At 74.2% G+C, this 24,164-nt stretch carries 18 protein-coding genes, 2 tRNA genes and 1 pseudogene; 6 read left to right on the top strand and 15 right to left on the bottom strand.

Features of this window, described 5'->3' with window-relative positions; translation table 11 throughout:
• Positions 1 to 238 precede the first annotated feature (238 nt).
• Complete coding sequence (gene holA / locus IE330_RS07460; RefSeq protein WP_190135066.1) at positions 239 to 1,225, bottom strand: DNA polymerase III subunit delta; 987 nt, start codon at positions 1,223 to 1,225, stop codon at positions 239 to 241.
• A gap of 103 nt (positions 1,226 to 1,328) precedes the next feature.
• Between holA and IE330_RS07455 the strand changes: the two genes are divergently transcribed.
• Entirely contained in the window at positions 1,329 to 1,574 is a 246-nt protein-coding gene (locus IE330_RS07455) for a hypothetical protein (protein WP_190135065.1), read from the top strand.
• Between the two features lie 3 nt (positions 1,575 to 1,577).
• Here the strand turns inward: IE330_RS07455 and IE330_RS07450 are convergent, their stop codons facing one another.
• The 3 genes and pseudogenes from IE330_RS07450 to IE330_RS07440 all read right to left on the bottom strand — a co-directional run bounded on the left by IE330_RS07450 (position 1,578) and on the right by IE330_RS07440 (position 7,007).
• Positions 1,578 to 2,480 (bottom strand): YceI family protein, encoded by a 903-nt coding sequence (locus tag IE330_RS07450; protein WP_190135064.1) that lies wholly within the window; start codon positions 2,478 to 2,480, stop codon positions 1,578 to 1,580.
• A 628-nt stretch (positions 2,481 to 3,108) separates the two neighbouring features.
• Positions 3,109 to 5,796 (bottom strand): annotated as a pseudogene (locus tag IE330_RS07445) (ComEC/Rec2 family competence protein); the annotation flags it as partial.
• Positions 5,793 to 7,007 carry a ComEA family DNA-binding protein gene (locus IE330_RS07440; RefSeq protein ID WP_190135102.1) on the bottom strand — a complete coding sequence of 405 codons (1,215 nt, stop codon included), beginning with the start codon at positions 7,005 to 7,007 and terminating at the stop codon, positions 5,793 to 5,795. The pseudogene IE330_RS07445 and the gene IE330_RS07440, both read right to left, overlap by 4 nt.
• Before the next feature lie 156 nt (positions 7,008 to 7,163).
• Here IE330_RS07440 and IE330_RS07435 point away from each other — a divergent pair, with 156 nt between their 5' ends.
• Positions 7,164 to 7,322 (top strand): hypothetical protein, encoded by a 159-nt coding sequence (locus tag IE330_RS07435; protein ID WP_190135062.1) that lies wholly within the window; start codon positions 7,164 to 7,166, stop codon positions 7,320 to 7,322.
• Positions 7,323 to 7,500: 178 nt separating this feature from the next.
• Here IE330_RS07435 and IE330_RS07430 read toward each other — a convergent pair whose 3' ends face one another.
• From IE330_RS07430 to leuS, 3 genes are all read right to left on the bottom strand, one after another.
• Positions 7,501 to 8,346 (bottom strand): DegV family protein, encoded by an 846-nt coding sequence (locus tag IE330_RS07430; RefSeq protein WP_190135061.1) that lies wholly within the window; start codon positions 8,344 to 8,346, stop codon positions 7,501 to 7,503.
• Positions 8,347 to 8,484: 138 nt separating this feature from the next.
• On the bottom strand, positions 8,485 to 9,276 hold the full coding sequence (locus IE330_RS07425; protein ID WP_190135060.1) for a hypothetical protein: 792 nt from the start codon (positions 9,274 to 9,276) through the stop codon (positions 8,485 to 8,487).
• A gap of 361 nt (positions 9,277 to 9,637) precedes the next feature.
• Positions 9,638 to 12,544, bottom strand: a complete 2,907-nt coding sequence (gene leuS / locus IE330_RS07420) for a leucine--tRNA ligase (protein ID WP_190135059.1) — start codon at positions 12,542 to 12,544, stop codon at positions 9,638 to 9,640.
• Between the two features lie 426 nt (positions 12,545 to 12,970).
• Here leuS and IE330_RS07415 point away from each other — a divergent pair, with 426 nt between their 5' ends.
• On the top strand, positions 12,971 to 14,407 hold the full coding sequence (locus IE330_RS07415; protein WP_229925456.1) for a cytochrome b/b6 domain-containing protein: 1,437 nt from the start codon (positions 12,971 to 12,973) through the stop codon (positions 14,405 to 14,407).
• Positions 14,404 to 15,984 carry an NADH-quinone oxidoreductase subunit NuoF family protein gene (locus tag IE330_RS07410; RefSeq protein ID WP_190135058.1) on the top strand — a complete coding sequence of 527 codons (1,581 nt, stop codon included), beginning with the start codon at positions 14,404 to 14,406 and terminating at the stop codon, positions 15,982 to 15,984. The genes IE330_RS07415 and IE330_RS07410 overlap by 4 nt, the downstream gene beginning before the upstream one ends.
• 77 nt (positions 15,985 to 16,061) lie before the next feature.
• On the opposite strand, the gene IE330_RS07405 is transcribed toward IE330_RS07410, so the two are convergent.
• A tRNA-Ala gene (locus IE330_RS07405) sits at positions 16,062 to 16,134 on the bottom strand.
• Positions 16,135 to 16,246: 112 nt separating this feature from the next.
• Here IE330_RS07405 and IE330_RS07400 point away from each other — a divergent pair.
• Entirely contained in the window at positions 16,247 to 17,500 is a 1,254-nt protein-coding gene (locus IE330_RS07400) for a glycosyltransferase 87 family protein (protein WP_373314588.1), read from the top strand.
• Here the strand turns inward: IE330_RS07400 and IE330_RS07395 are convergent.
• From IE330_RS07395 to IE330_RS07385, 3 genes are all read right to left on the bottom strand, one after another.
• On the bottom strand, positions 17,469 to 17,702 hold the full coding sequence (locus tag IE330_RS07395; protein ID WP_023588762.1) for a hypothetical protein: 234 nt from the start codon (positions 17,700 to 17,702) through the stop codon (positions 17,469 to 17,471). The two genes, IE330_RS07400 and IE330_RS07395, sit on opposite strands and share 32 nt — an antisense overlap.
• 3 nt (positions 17,703 to 17,705) lie before the next feature.
• Positions 17,706 to 17,885 carry a hypothetical protein gene (locus tag IE330_RS07390; RefSeq protein WP_190135057.1) on the bottom strand — a complete coding sequence of 60 codons (180 nt, stop codon included), beginning with the start codon at positions 17,883 to 17,885 and terminating at the stop codon, positions 17,706 to 17,708.
• Positions 17,886 to 17,974: 89 nt separating this feature from the next.
• Positions 17,975 to 19,438 carry an MFS transporter gene (locus IE330_RS07385; protein WP_190135056.1) on the bottom strand — a complete coding sequence of 488 codons (1,464 nt, stop codon included), beginning with the start codon at positions 19,436 to 19,438 and terminating at the stop codon, positions 17,975 to 17,977.
• Between the two features lie 250 nt (positions 19,439 to 19,688).
• On the opposite strand from IE330_RS07385, the gene IE330_RS07380 reads away from it, so the two are divergent.
• The gene (locus tag IE330_RS07380; RefSeq protein ID WP_190135055.1) at positions 19,689 to 20,627 is read left to right on the top strand and encodes a helix-turn-helix transcriptional regulator; all 939 of its coding nucleotides are present in this window, start codon (positions 19,689 to 19,691) and stop codon (positions 20,625 to 20,627) included.
• A 147-nt stretch (positions 20,628 to 20,774) separates the two neighbouring features.
• Here the strand turns inward: IE330_RS07380 and IE330_RS07375 are convergent.
• The 4 genes from IE330_RS07375 to IE330_RS07360 form a co-directional block, all read right to left on the bottom strand.
• Positions 20,775 to 20,847 (bottom strand) — tRNA-Ala (locus IE330_RS07375).
• Positions 20,848 to 20,997: 150 nt separating this feature from the next.
• The gene (locus IE330_RS07370) at positions 20,998 to 21,639 is read right to left on the bottom strand and encodes a histidine phosphatase family protein (protein ID WP_190135054.1); all 642 of its coding nucleotides are present in this window, start codon (positions 21,637 to 21,639) and stop codon (positions 20,998 to 21,000) included.
• On the bottom strand, positions 21,636 to 22,094 hold the full coding sequence (gene rsfS / locus IE330_RS07365; protein ID WP_190135053.1) for a ribosome silencing factor: 459 nt from the start codon (positions 22,092 to 22,094) through the stop codon (positions 21,636 to 21,638). The genes IE330_RS07370 and rsfS overlap by 4 nt, the downstream gene beginning before the upstream one ends.
• 233 nt (positions 22,095 to 22,327) lie before the next feature.
• Positions 22,328 to 24,157: an LCP family protein gene (locus IE330_RS07360; protein ID WP_190135052.1), complete on the bottom strand. Its 1,830-nt coding sequence runs from the start codon at positions 24,155 to 24,157 to the stop codon at positions 22,328 to 22,330.
• Between the last annotated feature and the right edge of the window lie 7 nt (positions 24,158 to 24,164).

Genomic DNA, 24,164 nt, shown 5'->3' with positions numbered 1-24,164 from the left:
TGGGGGCAGCCCGGCAGGGCGTAGCCGACGGTCCGGTGCGGGGCGCGGCCGACAGACCGGTGCGGGGCGCGGCCGACAGGCCAGGGCGGGGCGTAGCCGACAGGCCGGGGCAGGGCGTAGCCGACGGCCCGCGCGGGGTGCGGCCGACCGGCCCGGGTCGGGCCAGGGCACGTAGCCCTGCCTGAGGCCGAGCGGCCAGGGCACGTAGCCCTGCGCAAGGCCGAGCGGCCAGGGAAGGTCAGGTGCGCCGAGCCCGTGCCGCCCGAGCCACGGCGACGACCGCCTTCTCCAACGCGTACTCAGGGTCGTCCCCACCGCCCTTGACCCCGGCGTCAGCCTCCGCACAGGCCCGCAGCGCGAGCGCGACCCCGTCCGGGGTCCACCCCCGCATCTGCTGCCGCACGCGATCGATCTTCCACGGCGGCATCCCCAGCTCGCGCGCGAGGTCGGCGGGCCGCCCGCCCCGGGCGGACGACAGCTTCCCGATCGCCCGCACTCCTTGCGCCAGCGCGCTCGTGATCATCACGGGCGCCACCCCGGTGGCGAGCGACCACCGCAGCGCCTCCAGAGCCTCGGCGGCCCGCCCCTCCACGGCCCGGTCGGCCACGGTGAAGCTGGAGGCCTCGGCCCGCCCGGTGTAGTACCGCCCGACGACCGCCTCGTCGATGGTCCCCTCGACGTCCGCGACGAGCTGCGCCACGGCCGAGGCCAGCTCCCGCAGGTCGCTGCCGATCGCGTCCACGAGGGCCTGGCAGGCCTCCGGCGTGGCCGCGCGCCCCAGCACCCGGAACTCCCCCCGTACGAAGGAGAGCCGGTCCGCGGGCTTGGTCATCTTGGCGCAGGCGACCTCCCGCGCCCCGGCCTTGCGGGCCGCGTCGAGCAGGCCCTTGCCCTTGGCGCCGCCCGCGTGCAGCAGCACGAGGGTGATCTCCTCCACGGGCGCGCCGAAGTACGCCTTCACGTCCTTGACCGTGTCCGCCGACAGGTCCTGCGCGTTGCGCACGACCACGACCTTGCGCTCGGCGAACAGCGACGGGCTCGTCAGCTCGGCGAGCGTGCCGGGGGCTAGCTGGTCGGGGGCGAGGTCCCGCACATCGGTGTCGGCGTCCGCGGCGCGGGCGGCGGCGACGACCTCCTGCACGGCGCGGTCGAGCAGCAGGTCCTCCTGCCCCACGGCGAGCGTGACGGGGGCGAGCGGATTGTCGGTTGCGTTCTTCCTGGCCATCGCGGTCCAGCATCCCACGCGCCACTGACAGCCGACGGCGCCGACCGGGGCACCCCGCGGACCGGCCCGGCCGCGCACGCGCGGCGTGGGTGAGAATGTCCAGGTGACCGACGTACGACATGTCCTGGTGCTGCCCGACCGCGACGCGGCGGAGGAAGTCGCCGAAGAACTGCCCGACCGCTTCGCGGTGACCGAGGAGCCCCAGCTCGTACGCGACGCGCTGGCGGGCGAGGACGACGCCGAGGACGCGCAGTGGCTGGTCGTCGTCGAGGACCCGGAGCGCCGCCTGGACCCGGCGGCGCTCGACGACCTGGCGGCGGAGCACGAGGGCTGGCTGGAGGCCCCCTGACGGCTACGCGGCAGCGGCGGCTGTGGCGCTCTTCGGCACGATCTGGATGTCCAGCTCGATGGTGATGCTGGCGCCGACGGCGGCGATGCCGCGGGCGAGCATCGTCTGCCAGGTGATCGTGAAGTCGTCGCGGTGCAGCTCGGTGGTGGCCCGGCAGGCCGCGCGGGTCTCGCCCTCGATGCCGTGCCCGACCCCCAGGTACTCCGTGTCCAGCGTGACCGTCCGCGTCACGCCGTGCAGCGACAGCGCGCCGGTGACGGCCCAGCGGTTGCTGCCCTTGTGCACGAACTTGTCGCTGTAGAACTCCATCGTCGGGAACCGCGCCACGTCCAGGAAGTCACCCGACCGCAGGTGGTCGTCGCGCATCTTGACGGCCGTGTCGATGGACGCGGCGTCGATCACGACGTGCATCGCGGACTGTTCCATCCGGTCCGCGAGCCGGATGGCCCCCGCGAAGGTGTTGAAGCGGCCGTGGATGCGCGCGAGCCCGATGTGCCGCGCCGTGAACCCGATCGAGGAATGCATCGGGTCGATCTCCCAGTCGCCCGCCTCCGGCAGCGTCGGCAACTGCGCCACCTGGAGCGTCACGTCCCCCATCGAGGCGTGCGCGCCCTCGCCGACGGTGACGTTCGCCCGGTACGGGCTGAAGCCCTCCGCCGACACCGCGAGCCGGTACTCCCCCGCGGGCACGGCCGTGACGAACGAGCCGAACGGGTCCGTCCCGCCGCTGACGACCTTGCGCCCCATGGTGTCGGTGACGGACAGCTCCGCGTGCCGCACCGGCTCGTTCACGGGGTCGAGGACCCGGCAGCTCAGCGCTCCCGCGGAAGGCGGAACCGACACCACCGACAGCGGTCCCGACCGCCCACCCCGGCTCGTACGGTCTCCCAGCCAACGGCCGAACACTGCGACACACCCCCGCGGGCCTTGACAACACGTCTAACGAAGAGACATTCGATCACCGTTGCGGCATTCGATGCAAACGGGACTACTTCCGCAAGAACATTGCAGAAACAGGACAACTACCGGTACACCCCCGAGTGACCCGAATCGATCTTCCTGACTCCCGCCCCTCAGGCAGGCCCCGACGCCGCCGGGGTGAGACGGACCCGCCCCGTTGCCCGGCTGAACAGCGCGTGACCGCACCTCGCGCTGTCATGTGGCGGCCGGGCGGACCTCGCCGAAGGCCTGGCCCGGGGTGGGCCGGCAGGGCTCGCAGACCGCGCGGCCGGGCAGCGGATAGCGCACCCGTACGACGTCGGCGAAGGCGTAGCCCGCCTCGGACAGGGCGGCCCCGATGGTGCGCAGGCACTGTTCGGCCTGACGATGAGGCTGTGCGGTCCTGCCGGCCCCCGGATGCGGATCGCGATCGAGGCCTGCGCCCGCCACCCTGCCCCCGCTCCCGCCCCGGCGCACGAGCCCGCACCGGCCGTCCCCAGGCCCTCCGCGTGACCACCCCCAACTCCGCCTGCTCTTCCCCGCCGACGCCGCCGTGGACGGCCCCGCCGGCCCCCTCGCCCGGCCGTTCGCCGTGCCGCCCACCACGTCGTCCACCGACCACCGCGATCGCACCGTCCGTGTCCGTCCGCAGCACCGTCGCCCCCACCGCACGCAACGCGCCGACCGTGCGCGGCGACGGGTGCCCGTAGCTGTTGTCCACCCCGCAGGAGATCAGTGCCAGGCGCGGCCCCGCCCGCCGGAGCAGCGCCGGGTCCTGGTACGCCGAACCGTGGTGAGCGACCTTCAACACGTCCACCCGGCCGAGTGCGGCCCCCGCCGGGGTGCGCAACAGGTCCCGTTGTGCGGGCGGTTCGAGGTCGCCGAGCAGCAGCAGGGTGAGGCCTCCGACGCGAACCAGCAGCGTGACACTGGCGTCGTTCGGGCCCTCGGGGTCCGGTGCCGGTTCCGGCAGGGGCCACAGCACCTGCCAGTCGAGCGCGCCCGTACGCCGCCGCTCCCCGGCCACGGCCCGTGTCAGCGGCACGCCGTGCGCCGCCGCCTGCGCCCGCACGAACGCCACCTGTCCCGGCGGCTCCCCCAGCCCCGTCGTCTGGACCACCCCTACCGACCGCCCCCGCAACACCCCGGGCAGCCCCGCCACATGGTCCGCGTGAAAGTGTGTGAGCAGCACCAACGGCACCCTCGTGACCCCGAGCGACCGCAGACAGCGGTCGACGAGCAACGGGTCCGGCCCCGCGTCCACGACCACCCCGGCCCCGGACCCCGCAGCCAGCACGAGCGCGTCCCCCTGACCGACGTCACACATCACCAGCCGCCATCCCGGTGGCGGCCAGCCCGCGATGACCCGGGTGACCGGCGGAGGCTGCACGATGACGACGCACAGCAGCAGCGCGCACGCCGCACACCACCACGGGTGCCGTAGCAGCCGCCGCCCGACCAGCACGACCACCACCGTGACGACGGCGAGCAGCAGCGCCCCGCTCCAACTGCCCGGCCAGTCCACGCCGCTCCCGGGCAGTGCCGCACCCGTCCGCGCGATGCCCGCGATCCACTCGGTCGGCCACCCGGCGCCCCAGGCACAGGCCTTGGCCACCGGCATCGCCACCGGCGCAAGCGCGAGCGCCGCGAACCCGAGCACCGTAGCGGGTGCCACCGCGAACTCCGCCAGCAAATTGCACGGCACCGCCACCAGGCTCACCCGCGCCGCCAGCACGGCCACCACCGGCGCGCACACCGCCTGCGCCGTCGCCGCGGCCGCCACCGACTCCGCGGGCCGCCCCGGCACACCGCGCCGACGCAGCGCGGCACTCCACCTCGGCGCCAGCGTCAGCAGCGCTCCCGTGGCGAGCACGGACAGCAGGAACCCGTACCTCCGCGACAGCCACGGGTCGTACAGCACGAGCACCAGGACCACCGTGGCCAGCGCCGGGATCAGCGACCTGCGCCGGCCGGTGGCGATGGCCAGCAGCACCACCAGGCCGCAGGCCGCCGCGCGCACCACGCTCGGCTCGGGCCTGCACACGATCACGAAGCCGAGCGTCAGCACGCCCCCGAGCACCGCCGTCGTCCGCAGCGGGATGCCCAACCGCGGGGCGAGACCGCGCCGCTCGGCCCGGTGCGCCGTACCCGGCGGGCCGATCAACAGCGCGAGCACGATCGTCAGGTTGGCCCCGCTCACGGCCAGCAGGTGCGTGAGGTCGGTCGCCCGGAACGCCTGCTCCAGCTCCGGTGGCACCCGGGAGGTGTCGCCGATCACCAGGCCCGGCACCAACGCCCGGGCATCGGCGGACAGCCCTTCCGTGGCCTCCCGCAGCCCGCCACGCAGTTCCCCGGCGAACCGCTGCGCCGTCGACGGCTCCCCGATCACCTGCGGCGCACGGTCCCCGCGCACCCGCAGCACCGCCGCGATCCGGTCGCTGTCCGGCATGGGCGGCACCAGGTCCGCCCGCACGCGCACCCGCGTGGACGGCAACAGGCGCAGCCATGGCGGGGTGTGCTCCTTGCCCGCGGTACGCGCGCCCCCTTCTCGTGTGCCGTCTCGTGTGCCTTCTCCTGTGTCGTCCCCTGTGCCGTCTCCCTTCTGCGTTCCGCCCGTTCCGGTGCCCGCGGCACCGGTCGTCCGCGCCGAGTCCGCGTCCCGCACGATGACCAGCACCGGTGTGCGCGTCTTCGTGACCGTGCCGTCCGCTTCCGTGACTCGCACCACGTCCGCGTTCACCACCACCGCCGGCGGCATCGGGCGGTCCCCGGCCACGCGAGGTCTCGTCCGCCGCGGGTCCGACGTGACCTCCAGCTCCGCCGTCACCTTGGCGTACTCCTGGGCCAGTGCCGGGACCGGTCCCCGGTGCACGTCCGCCCCGTGCAGCCCGGCGGAGGTCGCCGCTGCCGCCGCGCACAGCAGGGCTGCCGCCACGCTGACCCGTCCCCAGGCAGCACCGCCCCATCGCCCCGGGTTCCTGCGCGTCCGTGGCCACCCCCGCGCCCCTGCCGTCCCCGTCACCAGGAGGGCACCGGCGACCGTCACGCAGACCGCCACCGCCCCGGCCACCCAGCGGGGCGGAGCGTCCAGGGCCAGCGCTGCCGCCGCCCAGGCCGCCAGGGCCGGTGGCACCAGACGCAGGTCCGCCGGACCTTCCGGGCGGGGGCTCGCGGTGCCGGGGCGGTCAGGCGCGGGGGCTTGACCGTCAGCCTGCCCCGCATACCCTCGCCCGGCAGGCCGGGACCCCGCACTCGCCCGCCCTGCCATGCCTCGCCGCCTCATGGCCGTACGAGGTCGCGCAGGTCGGCGAAGCGCCGGTCGCCGATGCCGGTGACCTCGCGGAGTTCGTCCACCGAGCGGAAACCACCGTGCTCCGTGCGGTAGTCGATGATGTGCTGCGCGAGGACGGGGCCCACGCCCGGGAGGGTGTCGAGCTGCTCGGCGGTGGCCGTGTTCAGCGCGACGGGGCCAGTGGTCGCCCCGGGGCCACCGGTCGGTCCAGGGCCGCTGGCCGGTCCGGCAGCCCCGGCCGTCGCGCCGCCAACAGCCGCGCTCGGTGCGGCGGGTGCGGTCGGCGCGGCGGCACCCACCACCAACTGCTCACCGTCCACGAGCAAGCGGGCGCGGTTCAAGCCGTCGGTCTTCGTGCCGGGGCGCACCCCGCCCGCGGCCCGCAGCGCATCGGCGACCCGGGAACCGGCCGGCAGACGCTGGACACCGGGGCTGCGGACCTTGCCGCTGACGTCCACGACGACCCCGCCGGCCGCCCCGCCGGTGGAGGTACCGGCTCCGCCGCCCATGGCTCCGGCGGCGCCGCTCTCCCCGGTACCGACACCCTGCGCCCCGGCGGGAAGCCCCGCACCGGGCGGCATCCCGGGCGAAGGCGACGGCCCCGCCGCACGGCCCGGCCCGGCCGCCCCGCCCACCACCTCCGGCGCCCGCACCGACTGCGCCCGACCGCTCCAGAAGTGCTGGGCCGCGAACACCGCCGCGACGACCAGGACCACGCCGAGCGCGAGCACGCTCCGTCGCTCCAGGCCACACCTCGACTGCAGCCAGACCGGCAGCCGCTCCCGCACCGCAGGCCCGAACCGCGCCCGCCGCGAAGGCCGTACCTCCGCAGGCGGATCACTATCCTCGTCCGGCGTGGACGGAGTCACTCCGCGCGGCAGACTTTCGTCGTCGGGCGTCGGCGGGGGCGCCCCGCGCGGTAGACGTCCGTCCTCCGGCGTTGCTGCGGCCTCCTCCCAGCGCGGCGCGGCCACGGCAGGGATGGGCGCACGGCCGGGCGGTGTCCTGCCGGCAGCCCCCGTCCACTCGCCTCCCGCCCCGTCGTCGAAGCCCGCGTCATCGGGCCCGGCCCGTGACCCCACCCAGGAAGGCTCCACCCAGCCGGGGTCCGCCCAGCCAGGCTCCACCAAGTCGGCCTCCCGCGAACCAGATCCCCTCGGACCGGATCCCGTCCGCCAAGGTCCAGTGCGGCCCGGCCCCATTGAGGCCGGCCCCGCCCGGTCAACAGGTCCAGGCCCAGCACCGCCCGCCCCGGCGAAGAGCCTCTCCGCCCGCAGGCGCGTCGCCTCCGTCACGGCGCGCCGACGCCTGACCCGTCGCCGGACGCGCCTACGGCTCATACGCGCCTGAGGAGAGGCATGCGTACGGTCCTGGCCGACCCCGGCGTGACGATCGTCGAGCGCGTCTCCGTCAGGCTCCCGCTCCGGCTCACGCCCGAGCCCCCTGCTCCCCACACCCGACTCTGCCAGCTCTACCGACTCTGCCAGCTCCGCCGACTCATCCTGTGCTACCCGTGAAGGTGATCGAAGTCCCATGTCAGAGACGCTAGACGCGCAGCAGACGCCTTGCTGATCTTGCTCAATTCCCGGGGACTACCCGCCCGTTGTGGAAAACTCCGTCACCCACACGAGGCTCAAAGCCGCTCCCCATGAGCCTCGCACCCCTCTCCGGCCGAGCGCCTCGGCCGAGCACCTCTCAGCGAGGCGACACCACCGCGCCCAGCAGCCCGGGCCCCGTGTGCGCCCCGATCACCGCGCCCACCTCGCTGACGTGCAGCTCCGCGAGCGACGGCACCCGGGCCCTGAGCCGGTCCGCGAGTGCCGTGGCGCGCTCGGGCGCCGCGAGGTGGTGGACGGCGATGTCGACCTGGTGGCCCCCGGCCCGCTCGGCCGTGATCTCCTCCAGGCGCGCGATGGCCTTCGACGCCGTGCGTACCTTCTCCAGGAGTTCGATGCGTCCGCCGTCCAGTTCGAGCAGCGGCTTGACGGCGAGCGCCGAGCCGAGGAGCGCCTGGGCCGCGCCGATGCGCCCGCCCCGGCGGAGATAGTCGAGCGTGTCGACGTAGAAGTACGCGGACGTACCCGCGGCCCGCTTCTCCGCGGCGGAGACCGCCTCGTCCAGGGAGCCGCCCGCCTCGGCGGCCCCGGCCGCGGCGAGGGCGCAGAAGCCGAGCGCCATCGCGACCATGCCGGTGTCGACGACGCGCACCGGGACCGGCGCCTCACGCGCCGCCAGGACGGCCGCGTCGTAGGTCCCGGAGAACTCCGCCGACAGGTGCAGCGAGACGATGCCCGTCGCACCCGCTTCGGCGATCTTCCGGTAGGTGCGGGCGAAGACCTCGGGGCTGGGGCGCGAGGTGGTCACGGACCGGCGCTTCTGGAGCGCCAGGGCCAGGGAGCGGGCCGAGATCTCGGTGCCCTCTTCCAGCGCCTCGTTGCCGAGCACCACCGTCAGCGGCACCGCGGTGATGCCGTGCCGCTCCATCGTCCGCTGCGGCAGGTAGGCCGTTGAATCCGTGACGATCGCGACATGGCGGGACATGGGCTGGAGATTACCCGCAGGAACCCGGACGCGGCAGGCCGACCCCGTCACCCAAGCGACGAGGTCCGGACAGCCCGAGCGCACCGGCAACGGCCGATCCCCCACGGAGGCGCCGGTGTCGGCATCCGAGCGGCCGGATCAGGTGGTGCTCTCCGGCTTGGCCTTCTTCTCCCAGGGGTACGTCGGCCGCGGTGCCGCCGGGCTGATCGCCGGTCTCGTCGGCTCCTGCGCGGCGCGGTCGGCCGCCTCCGCCGGGGCCGCCGCACCCGGCGCCGACTGCTCGGCCCAGGAAGCGGAGGACGCGGAGGACTCGGTGGATCCCGAAGACGCGGAGGACGAGGCGGGCGGCGTGGACGGCGAGGGCTGCTGGGTGGTGCCGGACGGCTCCGTCGCCCAGTGCCGCAGCGCGCCCGCCTCCAGGTCGATCTGCGACTTCAGCAGGTCGAGGTCGTCGTCCGCGAACTTGTCGGCCCGGTCGCGGGCGGCCCAGCGCAGGGAGTCCGCGGCCTTCGTGATCTGCTCCGTGCGCTCCTTCAGGGCGGGCAGGCGCTGGCTCAGGGTGATGCGGTCCGGCTCGCTCTCCAGGCGCTTCAGCTCGTCGTCCAGCTCGTGGCCGTGCGCGCTCAGGCGCTCGAACAGGGCGAGGGACTCGTGCAGCGAGGCGTCGGCGGCGACGCCCGCGCGCAGCGCGTCCTGCGTGGCGCGCATCGACGTGCGCAGCTTGAGCCGGAGCTGGGCCAGCTCACCGACGGCACCCGGCTGCGCGAACGTCCGCGCGCGCAGCGTGGTGTCCTCGACCGTGCGGCGGGCCTGCGTGAGCGTGCGGTCCACTCCGCGTCTGGCGGCACCGACGGCCTTGACCACCGCGTACGCCCCGGCCACCAGGAACAGCACGAAGAGCAGCGCGACCACTGCGATCACGGCTTCCACGATGCTTCTCCTTCGGCCGGCGGGACGGTCGGCGGGGTCGGGACGGACGGTGGCTGTCCGCCTCGGCTGCCCGCCTCTCCACGGTAAACGCAACAGGCTCGTCGAGGGTTCCAGCCGAACCCCGAACCTGCCCGTAGGGGACTACCCCGAGACGCCGGGCCCGCACACCCCACCGCGCCCCGTCAACACCGGCGGCGCGGCGACCGTTTGAGGCGGCGCGGGAAAACAGCCGAGGCGGCGCAGGGGAACAGCCGAGGCGGCGCAGGGAAACAGCCGAGGCGGCGCGGGGGAACAGCCGAGCGGCCGGGCCCCGGAGGGACCCGGCCGCTCAGCCAGGCAAGATCCGCGCCATCCCCGCCGGTCAGGCGGGAACGATGTTCACCAGCTTCGGCGCCCGCACGATGACCTTGCGGATGCCGGCGCCGCCCAGCGCGGCCACGACGCGCTCGTCGGCCAGGGCCACCTTCTCCAGCTCCTCGTCGGAGATGGCCGACGGCACCTCCAGACGCGCCTTGACCTTGCCCTTGATCTGCACGACGCAGGTCACGGCCTCGTCCACGACGTACGCCGGGTCGGCGACCGGGAAGTCCTGGTGGACGACCGAGTCGGTGTGGCCCAGGCGGCGCCACAGCTCCTCGGCGATGTGCGGGGCCAGCGGCGCCACCAGCAGGACCAGCGCCTCGGCGACCGGGCGCGGCACGGCGCCGCCCGCCTTGGTCAGGTGGTTGTTCAGCTCGGTGATCTTGGCGATGGCGGTGTTGAACCGCAGGCCCTCCAGGTCCTGGCGGACGCCGTCGATGGCCTTGTGCAGCGCGCGCAGCGTGTCCTCGCCGGGCTCGGCGTCCACGACGGTGACCTCGCCGGTGGCCTCGTCGACGATCAGGCGCCACAGGCGCTGCAGCAGGCGGTACTGGCCGACGACCGCGCGCGTGTCCCAGGGGCGGGAGACGTCCAGCGGGCCCATCGCCATCTCGTACAGGCGCAGGGTGTCCGCGCCGTACTCCTCGCAGATCTCGTCCGGGGTGACGGCGTTCTTCAGGGACTTGCCCATCTTGCCCAGCTCGCGCTTGACCGGCTCGCCCTGGAAGAAGTACCCGCCGTCGCGCTCCTCGACCTCGGCGGCCGGCACCGGGAAGCCACGGCTGTCGCGGTAGACGTACGCCTGGATCATGCCCTGGTTGAACAGCTTGTGGAACGGCTCGGCCGACGAGATGTGGCCCAGGTCGAACAGGACCTTCGACCAGAAGCGCGCGTACAGCAGGTGCAGCACGGCGTGCTCGGCGCCGCCGACGTACAGGTCGACGCCGCCCGTGGGCTGTCCCTCGCGCGGGCCCATCCAGTAGCGCTCGATGTCCGGGTCGACCAGCCGCTGGTCGTTGCGCGGGTCCAGGTAGCGCAGCTCGTACCAGCAGGAGCCCGCCCAGTTGGGCATGGTGTTGGTCTCGCGGCGGTACTTCTTCGGGCCGTCGCCCAGGTCCAGCGTGACGTTGACCCAGTCCTCGTTGCGGGACAGAGGGGTCTCGGGCTGGGTGTCGGCGTCGTCCGGCTCGAAGGTGCGCGGGCTGTAGTCGTCGACCTCCGGCAGCTCCAGGGGCAGCATCGACTCGGGCAGCGCGTGGGCCACGCCGTCCTCGTCGTAGACGATCGGGAAGGGCTCGCCCCAGTAGCGCTGGCGGCTGAACAGCCAGTCGCGCAGCCGGAAGTTGACGGTCCCCCGGCCGATGCCCTTGCGCTCCAGCCACTCGGTGACGCGGGCCTTGGCGTCGACGACGCCCAGGCCGTCCAGGCGGATCTCCTCGCCGGAGGAGTTCACGATCTTCGCGTCGTACGAGGCGAAGGCGTCGTCCCAGGTGGACGGGTCGGTCCCGCGGTCGTCCGAGGGCTCGACGACGCAGCGCATCGGCAGGTCGAAGGCGCGCGCGAAGGCGAAGTCGCGGGTGTCGTGCGCCGGTACGGCCATGATCGCGCCGGTGCCGTAGCCCATCAGGACGTAGTCGGCGATGAAGACCGGTACGCGCTCGCCGCTGACCGGGTTCGTGGCGTACGCGCCGGTGAAGACGCCGGTCTTCTCCTTGGCGTCGGCCTGGCGCTCGACGTCGGACTTGGCGGCGGCGGTGGCGCGGTACTTGGCGACGGCCTCGGCGGGCGTCGCGTGGCCGCCGGTCCACGCCTCGCGGGTGCCCTCGGGCCAGGCGGCAGGGACCAGCGAGTCGACCAGCTCGTGCTCGGGCGCCAGGACCATGTACGTGGCGCCGAACAGGGTGTCCTGACGGGTCGTGAAGACCGTGATCGAGGCGGAGTCGGTCACGGGGAAGTCGACGCGGGCGCCCTCGGAGCGGCCGATCCAGTTGCGCTGCTGCAGCTTGATGGCCTCGGGCCAGTCCAGCGCGTCCAGGTCCTCCAGCAGGCGGTCCGCGTAGGCCGTGATGCGCATGTTCCACTGGCGCAGCTTGGCCTTGAAGACGGGGAAGTTGCCGCGCTCGGAGCGGCCGTCGGCGGTGACTTCCTCGTTGGCCAGGACGGTGCCCAGGCCGGGGCACCAGTTGACGGGCGCGTCCGAGGCGTACGCCAGGCGGAAGCCGCCCAGGACGTCGGCGCGCTCCTTGGCGGACAGCTCGCTCCACGCGCGCGTGGAGCCGGGTACGGCGCGCTCACCGCTCTCGAACTGGGCCACCAGGTCGGCGATCGGGCGGGCCTTGCGCAGCTCGTCGTCGTACCAGGAGTTGAAGATCTGCAGGAAGATCCACTGGGTCCACTTGTAGTACTCGGGGTCGATCGTCGCGAACGAGCGGCGCTTGTCGTGGCCCAGGCCCAGACGGCGGAGCTGCGCCTTCATGTTGACGATGTTGGCCTCGGTGGACACGCGCGGGTGGGTGCCCGTCTGCACCGCGTACTGCTCGGCGGGCAGGCCGAAGGCGTCGAAGCCCAGGGAGTGCAGGACGTTGTGGCCCGTCATGCGCTGGAAGCGCGCGAACACGTCGGTGGCGATGTACCCCAGGGGGTGGCCCACGTGCAGGCCCGCACCCGAGGGGTACGGGAACATGTCCATGATGAACTTCTTGGGGCGTGCCGCCAGCTCCGGGTCACCGGCCAGGTCGCCGGACGGGTTGGGCGCTTCGTACGTGCCGTCGGCGTCCCAGAAGTCCTGCCAGCGCGCCTCGATCTCGGCCGCCAGGGCGGCCGTGTAGCGGTGCGGCGCGGCCGCCTCGGCGGCCGAGGGGGTGCCCCCCGCGCCTTCGGCGGTGGCGGAGGAATTCGTCTCGCTCATCGTCTTCAAAGCTCCATCGATCGTCTCTGCCTGCGGAAACGGCCGTGCGGCCAAATAAAAATGCCCCTCGCACAGGAGGGGACGCCGCGCCGATTCCGACCACGCTCACTGGGCGGTCGGGACTGATCAGCGCGGCCCGCTAAGCAGAAGGCGTACGGCACGCATGGCGTCAGGGTACCGCAGGCCTCCGGAGCCGGGCGACGCGCTTCGCCCGCCTCCGCGGCCCGTCCCCGGGCGGATCCGGAAGGCGCCGCACCCCCTGAGCCGCCACGACCCTTGGCCAAGGATTACCCCGCGTACCGCCCCCTATCGGGGCAACACCAAGATCGAGTCGCGCTTTGATAACAACGCAATAACTCAAACCACGTACCCACCGGTATGGAGCGACCTAGCATGCGGCGACCGGACCATTTCGGAGTCGCCCTCATGAGCCGTCCGCACCCGCACCACCCCACCCCCCAGACCCCCGCAGCACCCGGTTCCTCCTCGCTCCGCTCCCTCACCGGACCGTTCGCCGGATGGCGCGACGGTTCGTCCACCGGACCCGGCAGAGCGGCCCGCGGCCTCGTGTCCGCGGCCGGCCTGCTCCTGATACCCCTGCTCGTGTTCGCGGGAGACGACGCCTTCCGCGCCGCCCTGGACCACACCACCGGCGTCCTCTCCCTGGTCGCCCTGACCGCGTCCGTCGCCTGGGGCCTGGTGGCCTCGGACCGGCTCTTCCTGCGCCCCCGCCAGCGGCTGCTGGCCCAGGCCGTGCACCGGGCCACCGCGATCGCCTCCGTGGGCTTCCTCCTGCTGCACGGCACCGTCAAGCTCGCCCTGGACCGCGTGTCCCTCGTGGGCGCCCTGGTGCCCTTCGGGCTCGGCTTCACCGGTGCCGCCGGGCTCATCGGCCTGGGCTCGCTCGCCGGGCTGCTGATGGTCGCCACCGGCGTCACCGGCGCCCTGCGCAGCGCCTTCGCCGCACCGGCCCAGGTCGCCGGGCGCTGGCGTGCGGTGCACATGCTCGCCTACCCGGCCTGGTGCGCGGCGCTGCTCCACGGCCTGTACGCGGGCCGGCCCCCGAAGGCGTGGGTCGTCGCCCTGTACTGCCTGTGCCTCGTCGCGGTCGCCGGGGCGGTGGCGCTGCGCGCGGCCCCGCGTCCGGTGAAGCGCGAGGTGGCCGCCCGCGTCCTCGCCGTCCTGGAACCCGACGGCCGGGGGGCGCCCCCGACGGCACGCCGTCACGCCCAGGGGCCGCCCAGGGACACCGCCTCCACCCCGCTCCCCGGTACGGTCCCCGCGCCCCGGGGCGCCCCGTGCGAGCCGGTGCCCGTCGCCGGGATCGCCGCCGCCTACCGCGCGCTCGCCACGCCCCCCGACCGGTACGCCGCCGGTCCGCCGCCGGACCTCACGACCACCGAGGTCCTGCCCACCGTCACGTCTCCCTGGCCCACGCCGTCGCCCCCGCCGCCCGCCGAGGCGCCGGACATCCCCTTCCCGTATGACTCCGTGGCCTCCCAGGACGAACAGCACGACTACGGAGACCCCCGGTACGGCTACGGGGACCCCCGGTACGACCACCGGGACACCCCCTGCGGGACCGCCGCCCCCTTCCCGGACGCCGACGTCCCGTACGACACCGGCGCACGGCCCTCCTGTCCACCGCCCCCGCCCGAACCCCCGCACGTCCCGCCGTACGACCCCGTGCACGGTCCCGGGCACACAGCCGAGCACGCGCCCGCGCCCGGGACCGTCGGCGAACCGCCGCGCACGCACGTCCAGGACGGCGACAGCACGGCCACCCAGCCCCTGCCGAGTCCCTTCCAGGCACCCAGCAGCGGCGAACCCTGGAACGCCGCGTCCACCGGAGGCAGCACGTGAACGCGCCCCTGCCCGACGTCCCCGAGGTCCGCGTCGTGGGCCTGCCGCTGCTGACCGCGGGCTTCGACCTGGTCGAGCGGCTCGACCTGGCCATGCACCTGAAGGTCCACGGCCCCCTGGAACCACTGGCCGGGGAACACCTCGCCGCGCTCGCCGAGGCGGTCGCCCTGCGCGGCCGGGGCGGCGCGGGCTTCCCCTTCGCCACGAAGCTGCGGGCGGTCGCCGATGCCGCGATCCGCCGCGGCGCCCGCCCCGTGGTGGTCGTCAACGGCAGCGAGGACGAGCCCGCCTGCCGCAAGGACACCGTCCTGCTCAACCGCGCCCCGCACCTCGTCCTGGACGGCGCCCTGCTCGCCGCCGAGGCCCTGGGGGCGCGCACCCTCGTCGTGGGGGTGACCCGGGACTCCACGGAGGCGTCGGTGCGCTCCGCGCTCGCCGAGCGGGGCCTCGGCAACCGCCGGGGCGCGCACCTTCGCGCGCGCGTGCAGCGCAACCCCGTGCGCATGGTGACCGGCGAGTCCTCGGCCCTCGTCCGCTCCGCCGACGGCGGCCCGCCGCTGCCCCCGGGGCGCAAGGTACGCACCTCCGACTCCGGGGTCGGCGGCGCGCCCACGCTGCTGTCGAACGCCGAGACGTTCGCGCACCTCGCCGTGGCCGCCCGCACCGGCGCGGAGCGCTACCGCCGCACCGGCCTGCGCGACGAGCCCGGCACCGTCCTGCTGACCCTCTCCGGGGCCGTCGCGCGCCCCATGGTGGTGGAGGTCCCCACCGGCGTTCCCCTGCGGTACGTGCTCCAGCTCGCGGGCGCTCCCCCGCTGCTCCAGGGCGTCCTGACGGGCGGCTACCACGGCATGTGGCTGGACGCGGCCACCGCGCACGACGCGGTCGTCTCCCGGGCCGCCCTGGAGGCCTGCGGCGGCGCCCTGGGCGCGGGCGCGGTGCTGCCCTTGGGCGTCGGCACCTGCCCGCTGGGCGAGTCCCTGCGCGTGGCGCACTGGCTGGCGGCCGAGAGCGCGGGCCAGTGCGGCCCCTGCTACCTCGGCCTGCCCGCCGCGGCGCGCGGCCTCGCCGACGTCCTGGAGGGCGGCGGGCCCACCGCCCTGGAGGCACTGCGCGAGGTGACGAGGGCGGTGAAGCGGCGCGGCGCCTGCAAGCACCCGGACGGCTCGGCCGCCTTCCTGGAGTCGGCGGTCTCGGCCTTCACGGACGACCTGGCGGCCCATGTCCTCGGGACCGGCTGCGGGCGCCCCGTCGAGGGCGTGCTGCCGCTCCAGGACGAGACCCCGGACGCGGAGGCGCCGAGCGGCCGCAAGCTCGCCGTCGACTGGACCCTGTGCCAGGGGCACGGCCTGTGCGCGGACATCGTCCCGGAGCTGATCCAGTTGGGCCCTGACGGCTTCCCGTCGGCCGCTGAGGCCGCGGTGCCGCGCTACGCGGAGGCACGCGCCCAGCGGGCCGTACGCCGCTGTCCCGCGCTCGCCCTGCGCGTCGAGGAGGACCCGGCGGCGGCGCCCCGGGCCCAGCCGGCGCTCCCGCGCGGCCGGGGACGCAGGGCCCTGGGCAGCGGGCGCCCCTGAGGGACGACGAAGCCGTCGTCAAGGGACGACGAAAGAGCGGGCCACCCGATCCGGGTGACCCGCTCTCTCATCTGCTGTGGAGCTAAGGAGAATTGAACTCCTGACCTCTTGCATGCCATGCAAGCGCTCTACCAACTGAGCTATAGCCCCTTGCTGTGTCCGCCCGGTTTCCCCGGCGGCGACGCCAACATTACACGGTCACCCCCGTGCTCCACCAAATCGTTTCCGGGCCGGCCGGACGGGGCCGCTACTGTCACGCCTCGTGACCGTGCCCGTGTCCGTCGCCGCCCGGGGCCGTGTGCCGCTGGCCGCCGGGGTCTGCCTGTGCTCCTTCGTCGCCTTCTGGGCCGCCCAGCGCGCGGCCGAGGTGTCGCTGATCGACCTGATGGTCTACCGCGCGGAGGGCCGGGCGGTCCGCGACGGCGGCGACCTGTACGCCCTGCGCGCGACCGAGGCGCGCCTGCCGATGACGTACCCGCCGTTCGCCGGGCTGCTCTTCACGCCGCTGACGCTGCCGGACACGGCCACCCTGCGGCCGCTCGCGACCGCCGGGAACCTGGTGCTGCTGGTCGCCTTCGCGCACCTGTGCCTGCGGCTGGTCGACCGGCGGGGGCACGCGCGCGTGGAGGGCGCCTTGTGGGTGTCCGCGATCGCCGTCTGGTCCGAGCCGGTGTGGACGACGCTGCGCTACGGGCAGGTGAACCTGCTGCTCGCCGTGCTGGTGCTGTGGGACCTGACCCGGCGGCCGGGGCACCGGTGGGCGGGCGTGGGCATCGGGGTGGCGGCGGCGATCAAGCTCACGCCCGCGCTGTTCGCGGTGTTCCTGTTGCTGGTCGGCGCCGTGGAGGCGGTGCGCCGCGGGGCGCGGTGGGGGGCGTGGCGGCACCTGTGGCAGCCCGCCGTGCGGCACGCGTGCGTGGCCGCGGCCGGCTTCCTGGGGGCGACGCTGCTCGCGGCCGTGGTGCTGCCCGACGACTCCCGGCGCTTCTGGACCCGCGTGCTGTTCGAGGCGGGCCGGGCCGGGCGCGCGGAGCAGACCGCGAACCAGTCGCTGCGCGGTGTCCTCGCCCGGCTGCTGCACACCGGGGACCCCGGTCCGTGGTGGGCGGCGTGCGCAGTCCTGGTGTGCGTGGCGGGCCTCGGGGTGGCCGTCGCGGTGGCGGTGCGCGGGGAGCGGGCCTGGGGCGTGGCCGCCTGCGCGGCGACGATGCTGCTCGTCAGCCCGGTGTCGTGGTCGCACCACTGGGTGTGGTGCGTGCCGATGGCGCTGCTGTGGTGGAGGCGGGCCGAGCGCCTGGGCGGGCGCGTACGGCGGGCCGGTGCGGCCGGGTTCGCCCTGCTGTTCTGTTCGTACGCGCTGTGGTGGGTGCCGCACCGTCCCGGGCGGCCCGAACTCGGCCAGCACGTCGGCCAGATGGCGCTGTCGGCGCTCTATCCGGTGGCCGCCTGCGCCTTCCTCGTGCTGACCGCCGCCGTCGTGCCGCTCAGGCCGTGGCGAAGGAGTAGAACCGTTTGAGCGTGCAGTGCTCGTCCAGGAGACGGCCGTAGATCGGCTCGCCTTCGAGTTCGCGGTATGTCTCGATGGGGTCGCCTTTTATGATCAGCGCCCGCGCGCACTCCTCGCACCAGTACTGGTACTCCGGGTTGACCGGTTCCATGTCGCGGACGATCGGCGTACCGCTGCCGCACCAGTCGCACTTACGCCTGTGTGCACCCATCGATCAGCTCCAGCTGTGGCCGCAGGCCGTGCACACGTAACTGACTCCGCCGTTGTCACCGAGGACTTGGGCGACGTGGGACGAGCCGCAGGAAGGGCAGTTGAGGAGCGTGGCGTCGCCGGACCGTATCTTCGCCGCCACGTCGGGGAGGCCGCCGGCCTCCTCGAGGATGCTCGCAGGCATCGCGCTCTCCCTCCCGTCGGGTCACCGTCGGCGCACTGGTGCAGTCCCCTTCCGGCCCCCCGAATTCTGCCACGACCACGGCGGAACGGTCAGCGACGCATACGTACCAGTCCGGACACGGCCCCCAGGGCGGCCGCCGCGGCGAGCGCACAGGAGCACACCAGGAGCGCGTCCGCCGACGCATACGCCCCAGGAGCCTCCGGTGCGTCGAGCTGTCCGAGGAAGAGCGCGCCGAACACGGCGACGCCGGTCACCTGCCCGAGCTGCGTGACGGTCGCGAGGAATCCGCTGGCGTCCGCCGCGTCCTGGGGCGCGACCGTGGCCAGCGCGCGGGTGAGGACCGGGCTGAACCCGAGCGCCATCCCGGCGCCCGCGCCGACGAGCGCCGCGTACAGCCCCACGCCGCCGTCCCCGCCGTCCCGCAGCAGCAGGCCCACCGCGAGGCTTCCCACCGCCGCGAGGGCGAACCCGCCCGGGACCAGCGCCCGTTGGAGCGCGCCGGGCCACCTGCGCCACGTCAGGCCGACCGCGCCGAAGACCAGCGCGGACGGCGCGAACGTGAGTCCGGCGCGCAGCGCGCTGTAGCCGAGCCCGCCCTGCACGTGCAGGGTGAGCGCGAACAGGAAGCCCGCGTTGACCGCCATGACCGCGGCGAGGCGGAAGACGGCGACGCCCATGCCGGGGGCGCGCAGCAGGCGCGGCGAGATCAGCGGGGCCCCGCCGCGCCGCGCGAGGCGGGACTCGTAGCCGCAGAACAGGGCGAGGAACACCGCGCAGGCGGCCAGGGACAGCCAGGTCCACAGCGGCCAGCCCTCCTGCTCGCCGAGGACCAGGGGCACGGTGAACAGCGTCACAGCCGCGCCGAGCAGGACGAGGCCGGGCAGGTCCAAGCCGCGGGCACGCCCGGCCGGTGACGGCCCGTCGGCGGGCAGCACGCGGGCCGCGAGGACCAGCAGGACCACGCCGACGGGCACGTTCACGAGGAACACCGGACGCCAGCCGGCCGAGAACAGGTCGGCGCTGACCAGGACGCCACCCAGCACCTGCCCGGCGGCGGCGCCGGTGGCGAGCACCGCCGAGTACGCGCCGAGCGCCCGCACCCGGGCCTCGCCGCTGAAGGTGCGCTGGATGATGCTCAGGACCTGCGGGATCAGCAGCGCGGAGCCCGCGCCCTGCGCCAGCCGGAACGCGATGAGCTGGCCGGTGCTCTGGCTCAGCCCGCAGGCCAGCGACGCGGCGGTGAACACGGCGAGCCCCGCCAGGTACACGCGCCGGTGCCCGAGCCGCTCGCCGAGCCGGGCGCCGGTGATGAGCAGGACGGCGTAGGTGATGGTGTATCCGGCGATCACGAGTTGGAGCCCGGCGCCGGACGCGTGCAGGTCCGTACGGATCGTGGGGGCCGCGACGTTGACGATGAACACGTCGAGCAGCGCCATGAACTGGGCGGCGAGCACGGCCGCGAGGACGCGTCCCGGCCGATTGTCGGTGCCGGGGTCTTTACTGGTTGTGGGGACCGAGGACGGACTCGGTGCCGATGGGGTGGTGGTGGTCATGCCAGTGAGCGTGACGAGCGGCCGGTACAGGTAGTGAGAGCCTGCGGATGCTGGTACTGACAGCACCTGGCACGGGCTCGGGCGGGCGTCGACGATGGGGGACGTGACGACGATGGACACGAGGAGCAGGCCGACCGGGGCTTCGGCGGGACGCCCCGGAGTACCCGTGGGGAGTGGACGTCCCGGAGTCCCCGTGGGGCGTGGGGTGGCCACGGAGCCCGGAGCTGCCGTCGGGCCCGGAGCGGCACCTATGGAGCTCGGGACCGACGTCGGGCCCGGCGCTTCCCCAGGACCCGGCACTCTCGCCGGCCCCAGCGCCCCGGCGAGCCCCGCCGGCGCCCGCCCGCAGCGGCGGCGGTCCGAGCTCGCCGCCTTCCTGCGGGGCCGCCGGGCCCGGGTCACCCCTGCGGACGTGGGCATGCCCCCGGGCCCCCGGCGGCGGACGCCGGGGCTGCGCCGGGAGGAGGTGGCGCAGCTCTCCGGCGTCGGTGTGACGTGGTACACGTGGCTGGAGCAGGGGCGCCCGATCAACGCCTCCGCGCAGGTCCTGGACGCGGTGGCCCGCACCCTGCGCCTGGACAGGGCCGAGCGCGAGCACCTGTACCACCTGGCGGAGGTGCCGTGCGCCCCGCGGTACGAGGCGGCGGCCGTGGAGGTCGGCCCGGAGATCCAGGGCATCATCGACGCCTTGGACCCGCACCCCGCCGTGATCTACAACGCGCGGTACGACATCCTCGCCACGAACCCGGCCTACCGCGACCTCTTCGTCATCCCGGAGATAGAGGCGATCGGCGTGCCGAACGTCCTCTGGTCGCTGTTCGTGGTGCCCGAGCGGTACTGCCCGGTGGTCTTCCGGGACTCGGAGCTGCCCGTGATGGTGGCCACGCTGCGCGGCGCGTACGGCCGGCACGTGGGCGAGCCCGCCTGGGAGAAGTTCGTCCGCGACCTGTCGGCGGCCAGCCCCCACTTCGCGCGGCTGTGGGCGAGCGGCGACGTCATACCCCCGGGCCCCCGGGTGAAGACGTTCCGGCACGCGGCGGTCGGTGAGCTGCGGATGACCTCGGTCTCGCTGTCCGTCAACGGCATGCCGGAGTGCCGGATCGTGGCGTACACCCCCGACGACGAGGAGACCGGCCGCCGCGTCCTCCGGCTACGGGAGCTGCGCCGCGCGGAGCGCCACCCGGGGTGACGCGACCCAACCGGGCAGCCCCACCCCCACACAGCAAACCCCGCACAAGGAACGCCACACAACGGACCCCCCACAGCAAACCCCGCACAACGAAAAAGGCCCCGCCCCCTGACGGGGACGGGACCGATTCCTGCTTCCTACTACCTGTGGAGCTAAGGAGAATTGAACTCCTGACCTCTTGCATGCCATGCAAGCGCTCTACCAACTGAGCTATAGCCCCTTGTGTTCTTCCGTTCTTCCCGCTCGGCGGGGCGAACAAGAAGAACTTTAGCCTGCCACCTGCCCAAACGCGAAATCCGGGTGCCGGGCCCCGCGAGAGGTCCGCTCCCGGGCCCCGCGGGGCCGGGGCCGGCCCGGCGGCGGGCACGGCCTAGTCGTCGTCGCCGAGGACCGGCTCCGGGAGCGTACCGGCGTTGTGCTCCAGGAGGCGCCAGCCGCGGGCGCCCTGGCCGAGGACCGACCAGCAGCAGTTGGAGAGCCCGCCCAGGCTCTCCCAGTGGTGGGAGTCCAGGCCGAGGAGGCGGCCGATGGTGGTGCGGATCGTGCCGCCGTGGCTGGCGACGACGAGCGTGCCGTTGTCCGGCAGCTTCTCGGCGTGGCGCAGGACGACGGGGGCAGCCCGGTCGGCGACCTCGGTCTCCAGCTCGCCGCCGCCGCGCCGCACCGGCTCGCCGCGCTTCCACGCGGCGTACTGCTCGCCGTAGCGCTCGATGATCTCCTCGTGGGTGAGGCCCTGCCACCGCCCCGCGTACGTCTCGCGCAGCGCCTCGTCGTGCGTGACCTCAAGGCCGGTGACGGCGGCGAGCTCGGCGGCCGTCGCGGCGGCGCGCTGCAGGTCGGAGGCGATGATCGCGTCGGGCTTCAGGGAGGCGAGCAGGCGGGCGGCCCGCCGGGCCTGGGCCACGCCCGTGTCGGTGAGCTCGATGTCCGTGGAGCCCTGGAAGCGGCGCTCCAGGTTCCAGGCCGTCTGGCCGTGCCGCCACAGGATGAGCCGCAAGCCTCGGCCCGTCACCGCACCTCACCGCCGAGGTGACGCATCTCCTCGGCCTCCTCCGCGGCCTGCTGGAGCTTGGCGTGTTCCGCGGCCTTGCCGCGGGTGGCCTTGGCGTCGGCGGGCAGGTCGATCTCGGGGCAGTCCTTCCACAGGCGCTCGAGAGCGTAGAACACGCGCTCCTCGCTGTGCTGGACGTGCACGACGATGTCGACGTAGTCGAGCAGGACCCAGCGGGCCTCGCGGTCGCCCTCGCGGCGCACCGGCTTGGCGCCGAGCTCCTTGCTCAGCCGCTCCTCGATCTCGTCGACGATCGACTTGACCTGGCGGTCGTTGGGCGCGGAGGCGAGCAGGAAGGCGTCCGTGATCGACAGCACGTCGCTGACGTCGTACGCGATGATGTCGTGCGCGAGCTTGTCGGCGGCCGCCTGGGCGGCGACGGTGATGAGCTCGGTGGAGCGGTCCGTGGCGGTCACTAGAGAGCTTTCCTTCAGACGGGCAATACCCCTCAAGGGTCTCACGGACTGCCGACGGCTCCCCAGACGATTTTTCGATCACAGGGGCCATCGATCACCAGGGCCACCGGTCACCCCGTGGGCCAGGCCTCCGCCCGCCCCCGCCCGGCCCCGGTCGCGACCCTCCGCCCGCACAGGGAACGCCCCGGCCGCGACCCCACCCAGGGCAGCGCGGCCGGGGCCACCCGGCGGGCTCAGTCCGCGTCGTAGTCCCGGCCAAGGACCACCGTCACGTCCGCGTTCGTCGGCGCCTCGCCCTTGCGGACGGCGCTCGCGGGCAGGCCCAGGGTCTTGGCGACCTCCGCGGCGTCCTGCTTCTTCGCCGCGTCGGCGTACGTGACCTGCGAGGCCGGGGCGGGCGTGGAGCCGGTGCCGCCGTCGACGAAGGCGTAGCCGCCGTTGACGAGGGCGATGCGGGCGCTCTCGGTGGCGGCCTTGCCGCCGGTGGCGTTCCGCACGCCGACGCGGACGGCCGCGCCCTGCTCCGGGCTCTTCACGACACCGCCGAGCACGTCCTTGACCACACCGGCGGAGGCCTTCTCGGTCAGCGTGCCGTCCTGCCGCACCGGCAGGACCGTGGTGGTGTAGTCACCGCCCTTGGCGCGCTCGGAGAGCTTGGCGAGGAAGGTGCCGAGGTCCTTCTCCGGGAGCGACGGGTCGAGGATCTGCGCGAGCGACTGCACGGTGACCGTGGCGGCCTGCGGGTCCGTCGACAGCTTGCGCAGCACGCCCTGCACGACCTGCCCGAACCGTTGGAGCTGCGCGGTCTCGCCCTCGCCGGGCGCCCGGTAGGTGGCGTACGCGACGGCCATCGGGCCGCTCAGGGTCTGCTGCTCGCCCTTGTGGACCAGCGGCGTCCCGCCCTTGCGCTTGGCCTTGGGGTCCGGCACGTCGGCGTCGGTGTCGACGTCGATGTTGCCGACGAGTTCGACGAGGTTGTTGAGGTAGGGGGTGTCGAGGCGCCAGGTGCCCTCGACCTTCGTGCCGAGCAACGTGTCGAGTTCCTCGCGCGTGCCGGTCGAGCCGTCGTCGTCGACGGACTTGCCGAGCGTGGTCGTCGTACCGTCGTCGCTGGTCAGGGCGAGGGAGTTGGGCAGCAGCACGGTGGCGCCGCGCCGGGCGGTGGCGTTGTTCACCAGGAGTGCGGTGGAGGTGCCGCCGCCCTTGGTGTTGTGCAGGTGCACGACGACGACGTCACGCTTCTGCGGCCCGGCGGCGGCCGGTCCGCCGGACGAACCGTCCGACTGGCCGGGCAGCCTGCCCGCGGCCCACAGGTAGCCGACGCCGCCGACGAGGGCGAGCGCGAGCACGACGGCCAGGACGACGACCCGCGAGCGGCCGCGGCGCTTGGCCTCCTCGCGCCGCTCGGTGCGGCTCTCGGTGAACTTCAGCCAGTCGATGACGTCTTCGGAGTCCTCGTCGGGCTCCTCGATGAAGGAGAACTGCTCGGTGCGGTACTCGCGGGGCTCGTCGGCCGCGGCGGCCCCGGCGTCGCCGTGGTCCCCGCCGTCGGCGTGCCCCTCGCCCGCGTCCGGCGCCACCCCGGCCTCGGCGTAGGCCTGGTGCTGCTGTGTCTGCTGAGCCTGCTGGGCCTGCTGGGCCTGCTGGGCCTCCTGCGGCTGCTGCTGGTGCGGGATCCAGCCGGTGGGGTCCGCCGTTCCGTACGCGCCGCCGTCGTACGCGGTGCCGTACTCGTTGTCATACGTGGTGCCGTACGTGGTGTCGTACGCGTTGTCGTAGGAGGACCCGGTGGCGTACGCGTCGTGCGACTGCTGGGGGACGGACGTGCCGGTGCCGTACGCGGACGCCGCGGGGTCGGCGCCCTGGGCGTACGGGTCGTACCCGTACGCCTGTTGCGGCCGGGCCTGTGGCTGCGCGGCGTACGCGTCGTACGAGGGGGCCGCCTGGCGGGGCACGAGCCGGTAGACCGGGCGCCCGTACTCGTCGTACCCGACGACCTCGTACTGAGCCGCCGCGTCACCCTCGTACTCGCCCCCGTAAGGGTCGTACTGTCGGTCGTTCACCGGTGCC

This window comes from Streptomyces longispororuber, assembly GCF_014656095.1.
Taxonomy (GTDB): domain Bacteria; phylum Actinomycetota; class Actinomycetes; order Streptomycetales; family Streptomycetaceae; genus Streptomyces; species Streptomyces longispororuber.
This window is presented reverse-complemented; position numbering and strand designations above follow the sequence as displayed.

Bases quoted from the DNA above. Each gene is read 5' to 3' on its own strand.
- holA (WP_190135066.1), bottom strand. From the start codon at position 1,225: ATGGCCAGGAAGAACGCAACCGACAATCCGCTCGCCCCCGTCACGCTC.
- IE330_RS07440 (WP_190135102.1), bottom strand. From the start codon at position 7,007: ATGGGGCCGGGCCGCACTGGACCTTGGCGGACGGGATCCGGTCCGAGG.
- IE330_RS07435 (WP_190135062.1), top strand. From the start codon at position 7,164: ATGCGTACGGTCCTGGCCGACCCCGGCGTGACGATCGTCGAGCGCGTC.
- IE330_RS07430 (WP_190135061.1), bottom strand. From the start codon at position 8,346: ATGTCCCGCCATGTCGCGATCGTCACGGATTCAACGGCCTACCTGCCG.
- leuS (WP_190135059.1), bottom strand. From the start codon at position 12,544: ATGAGCGAGACGAATTCCTCCGCCACCGCCGAAGGCGCGGGGGGCACC.
- IE330_RS07415 (WP_229925456.1), top strand. From the start codon at position 12,971: ATGAGCCGTCCGCACCCGCACCACCCCACCCCCCAGACCCCCGCAGCA.
- IE330_RS07395 (WP_023588762.1), bottom strand. From the start codon at position 17,702: ATGGGTGCACACAGGCGTAAGTGCGACTGGTGCGGCAGCGGTACGCCG.
- IE330_RS07390 (WP_190135057.1), bottom strand. From the start codon at position 17,885: ATGCCTGCGAGCATCCTCGAGGAGGCCGGCGGCCTCCCCGACGTGGCG.
- IE330_RS07385 (WP_190135056.1), bottom strand. From the start codon at position 19,438: ATGACCACCACCACCCCATCGGCACCGAGTCCGTCCTCGGTCCCCACA.
- IE330_RS07380 (WP_190135055.1), top strand. From the start codon at position 19,689: ATGGAGCTCGGGACCGACGTCGGGCCCGGCGCTTCCCCAGGACCCGGC.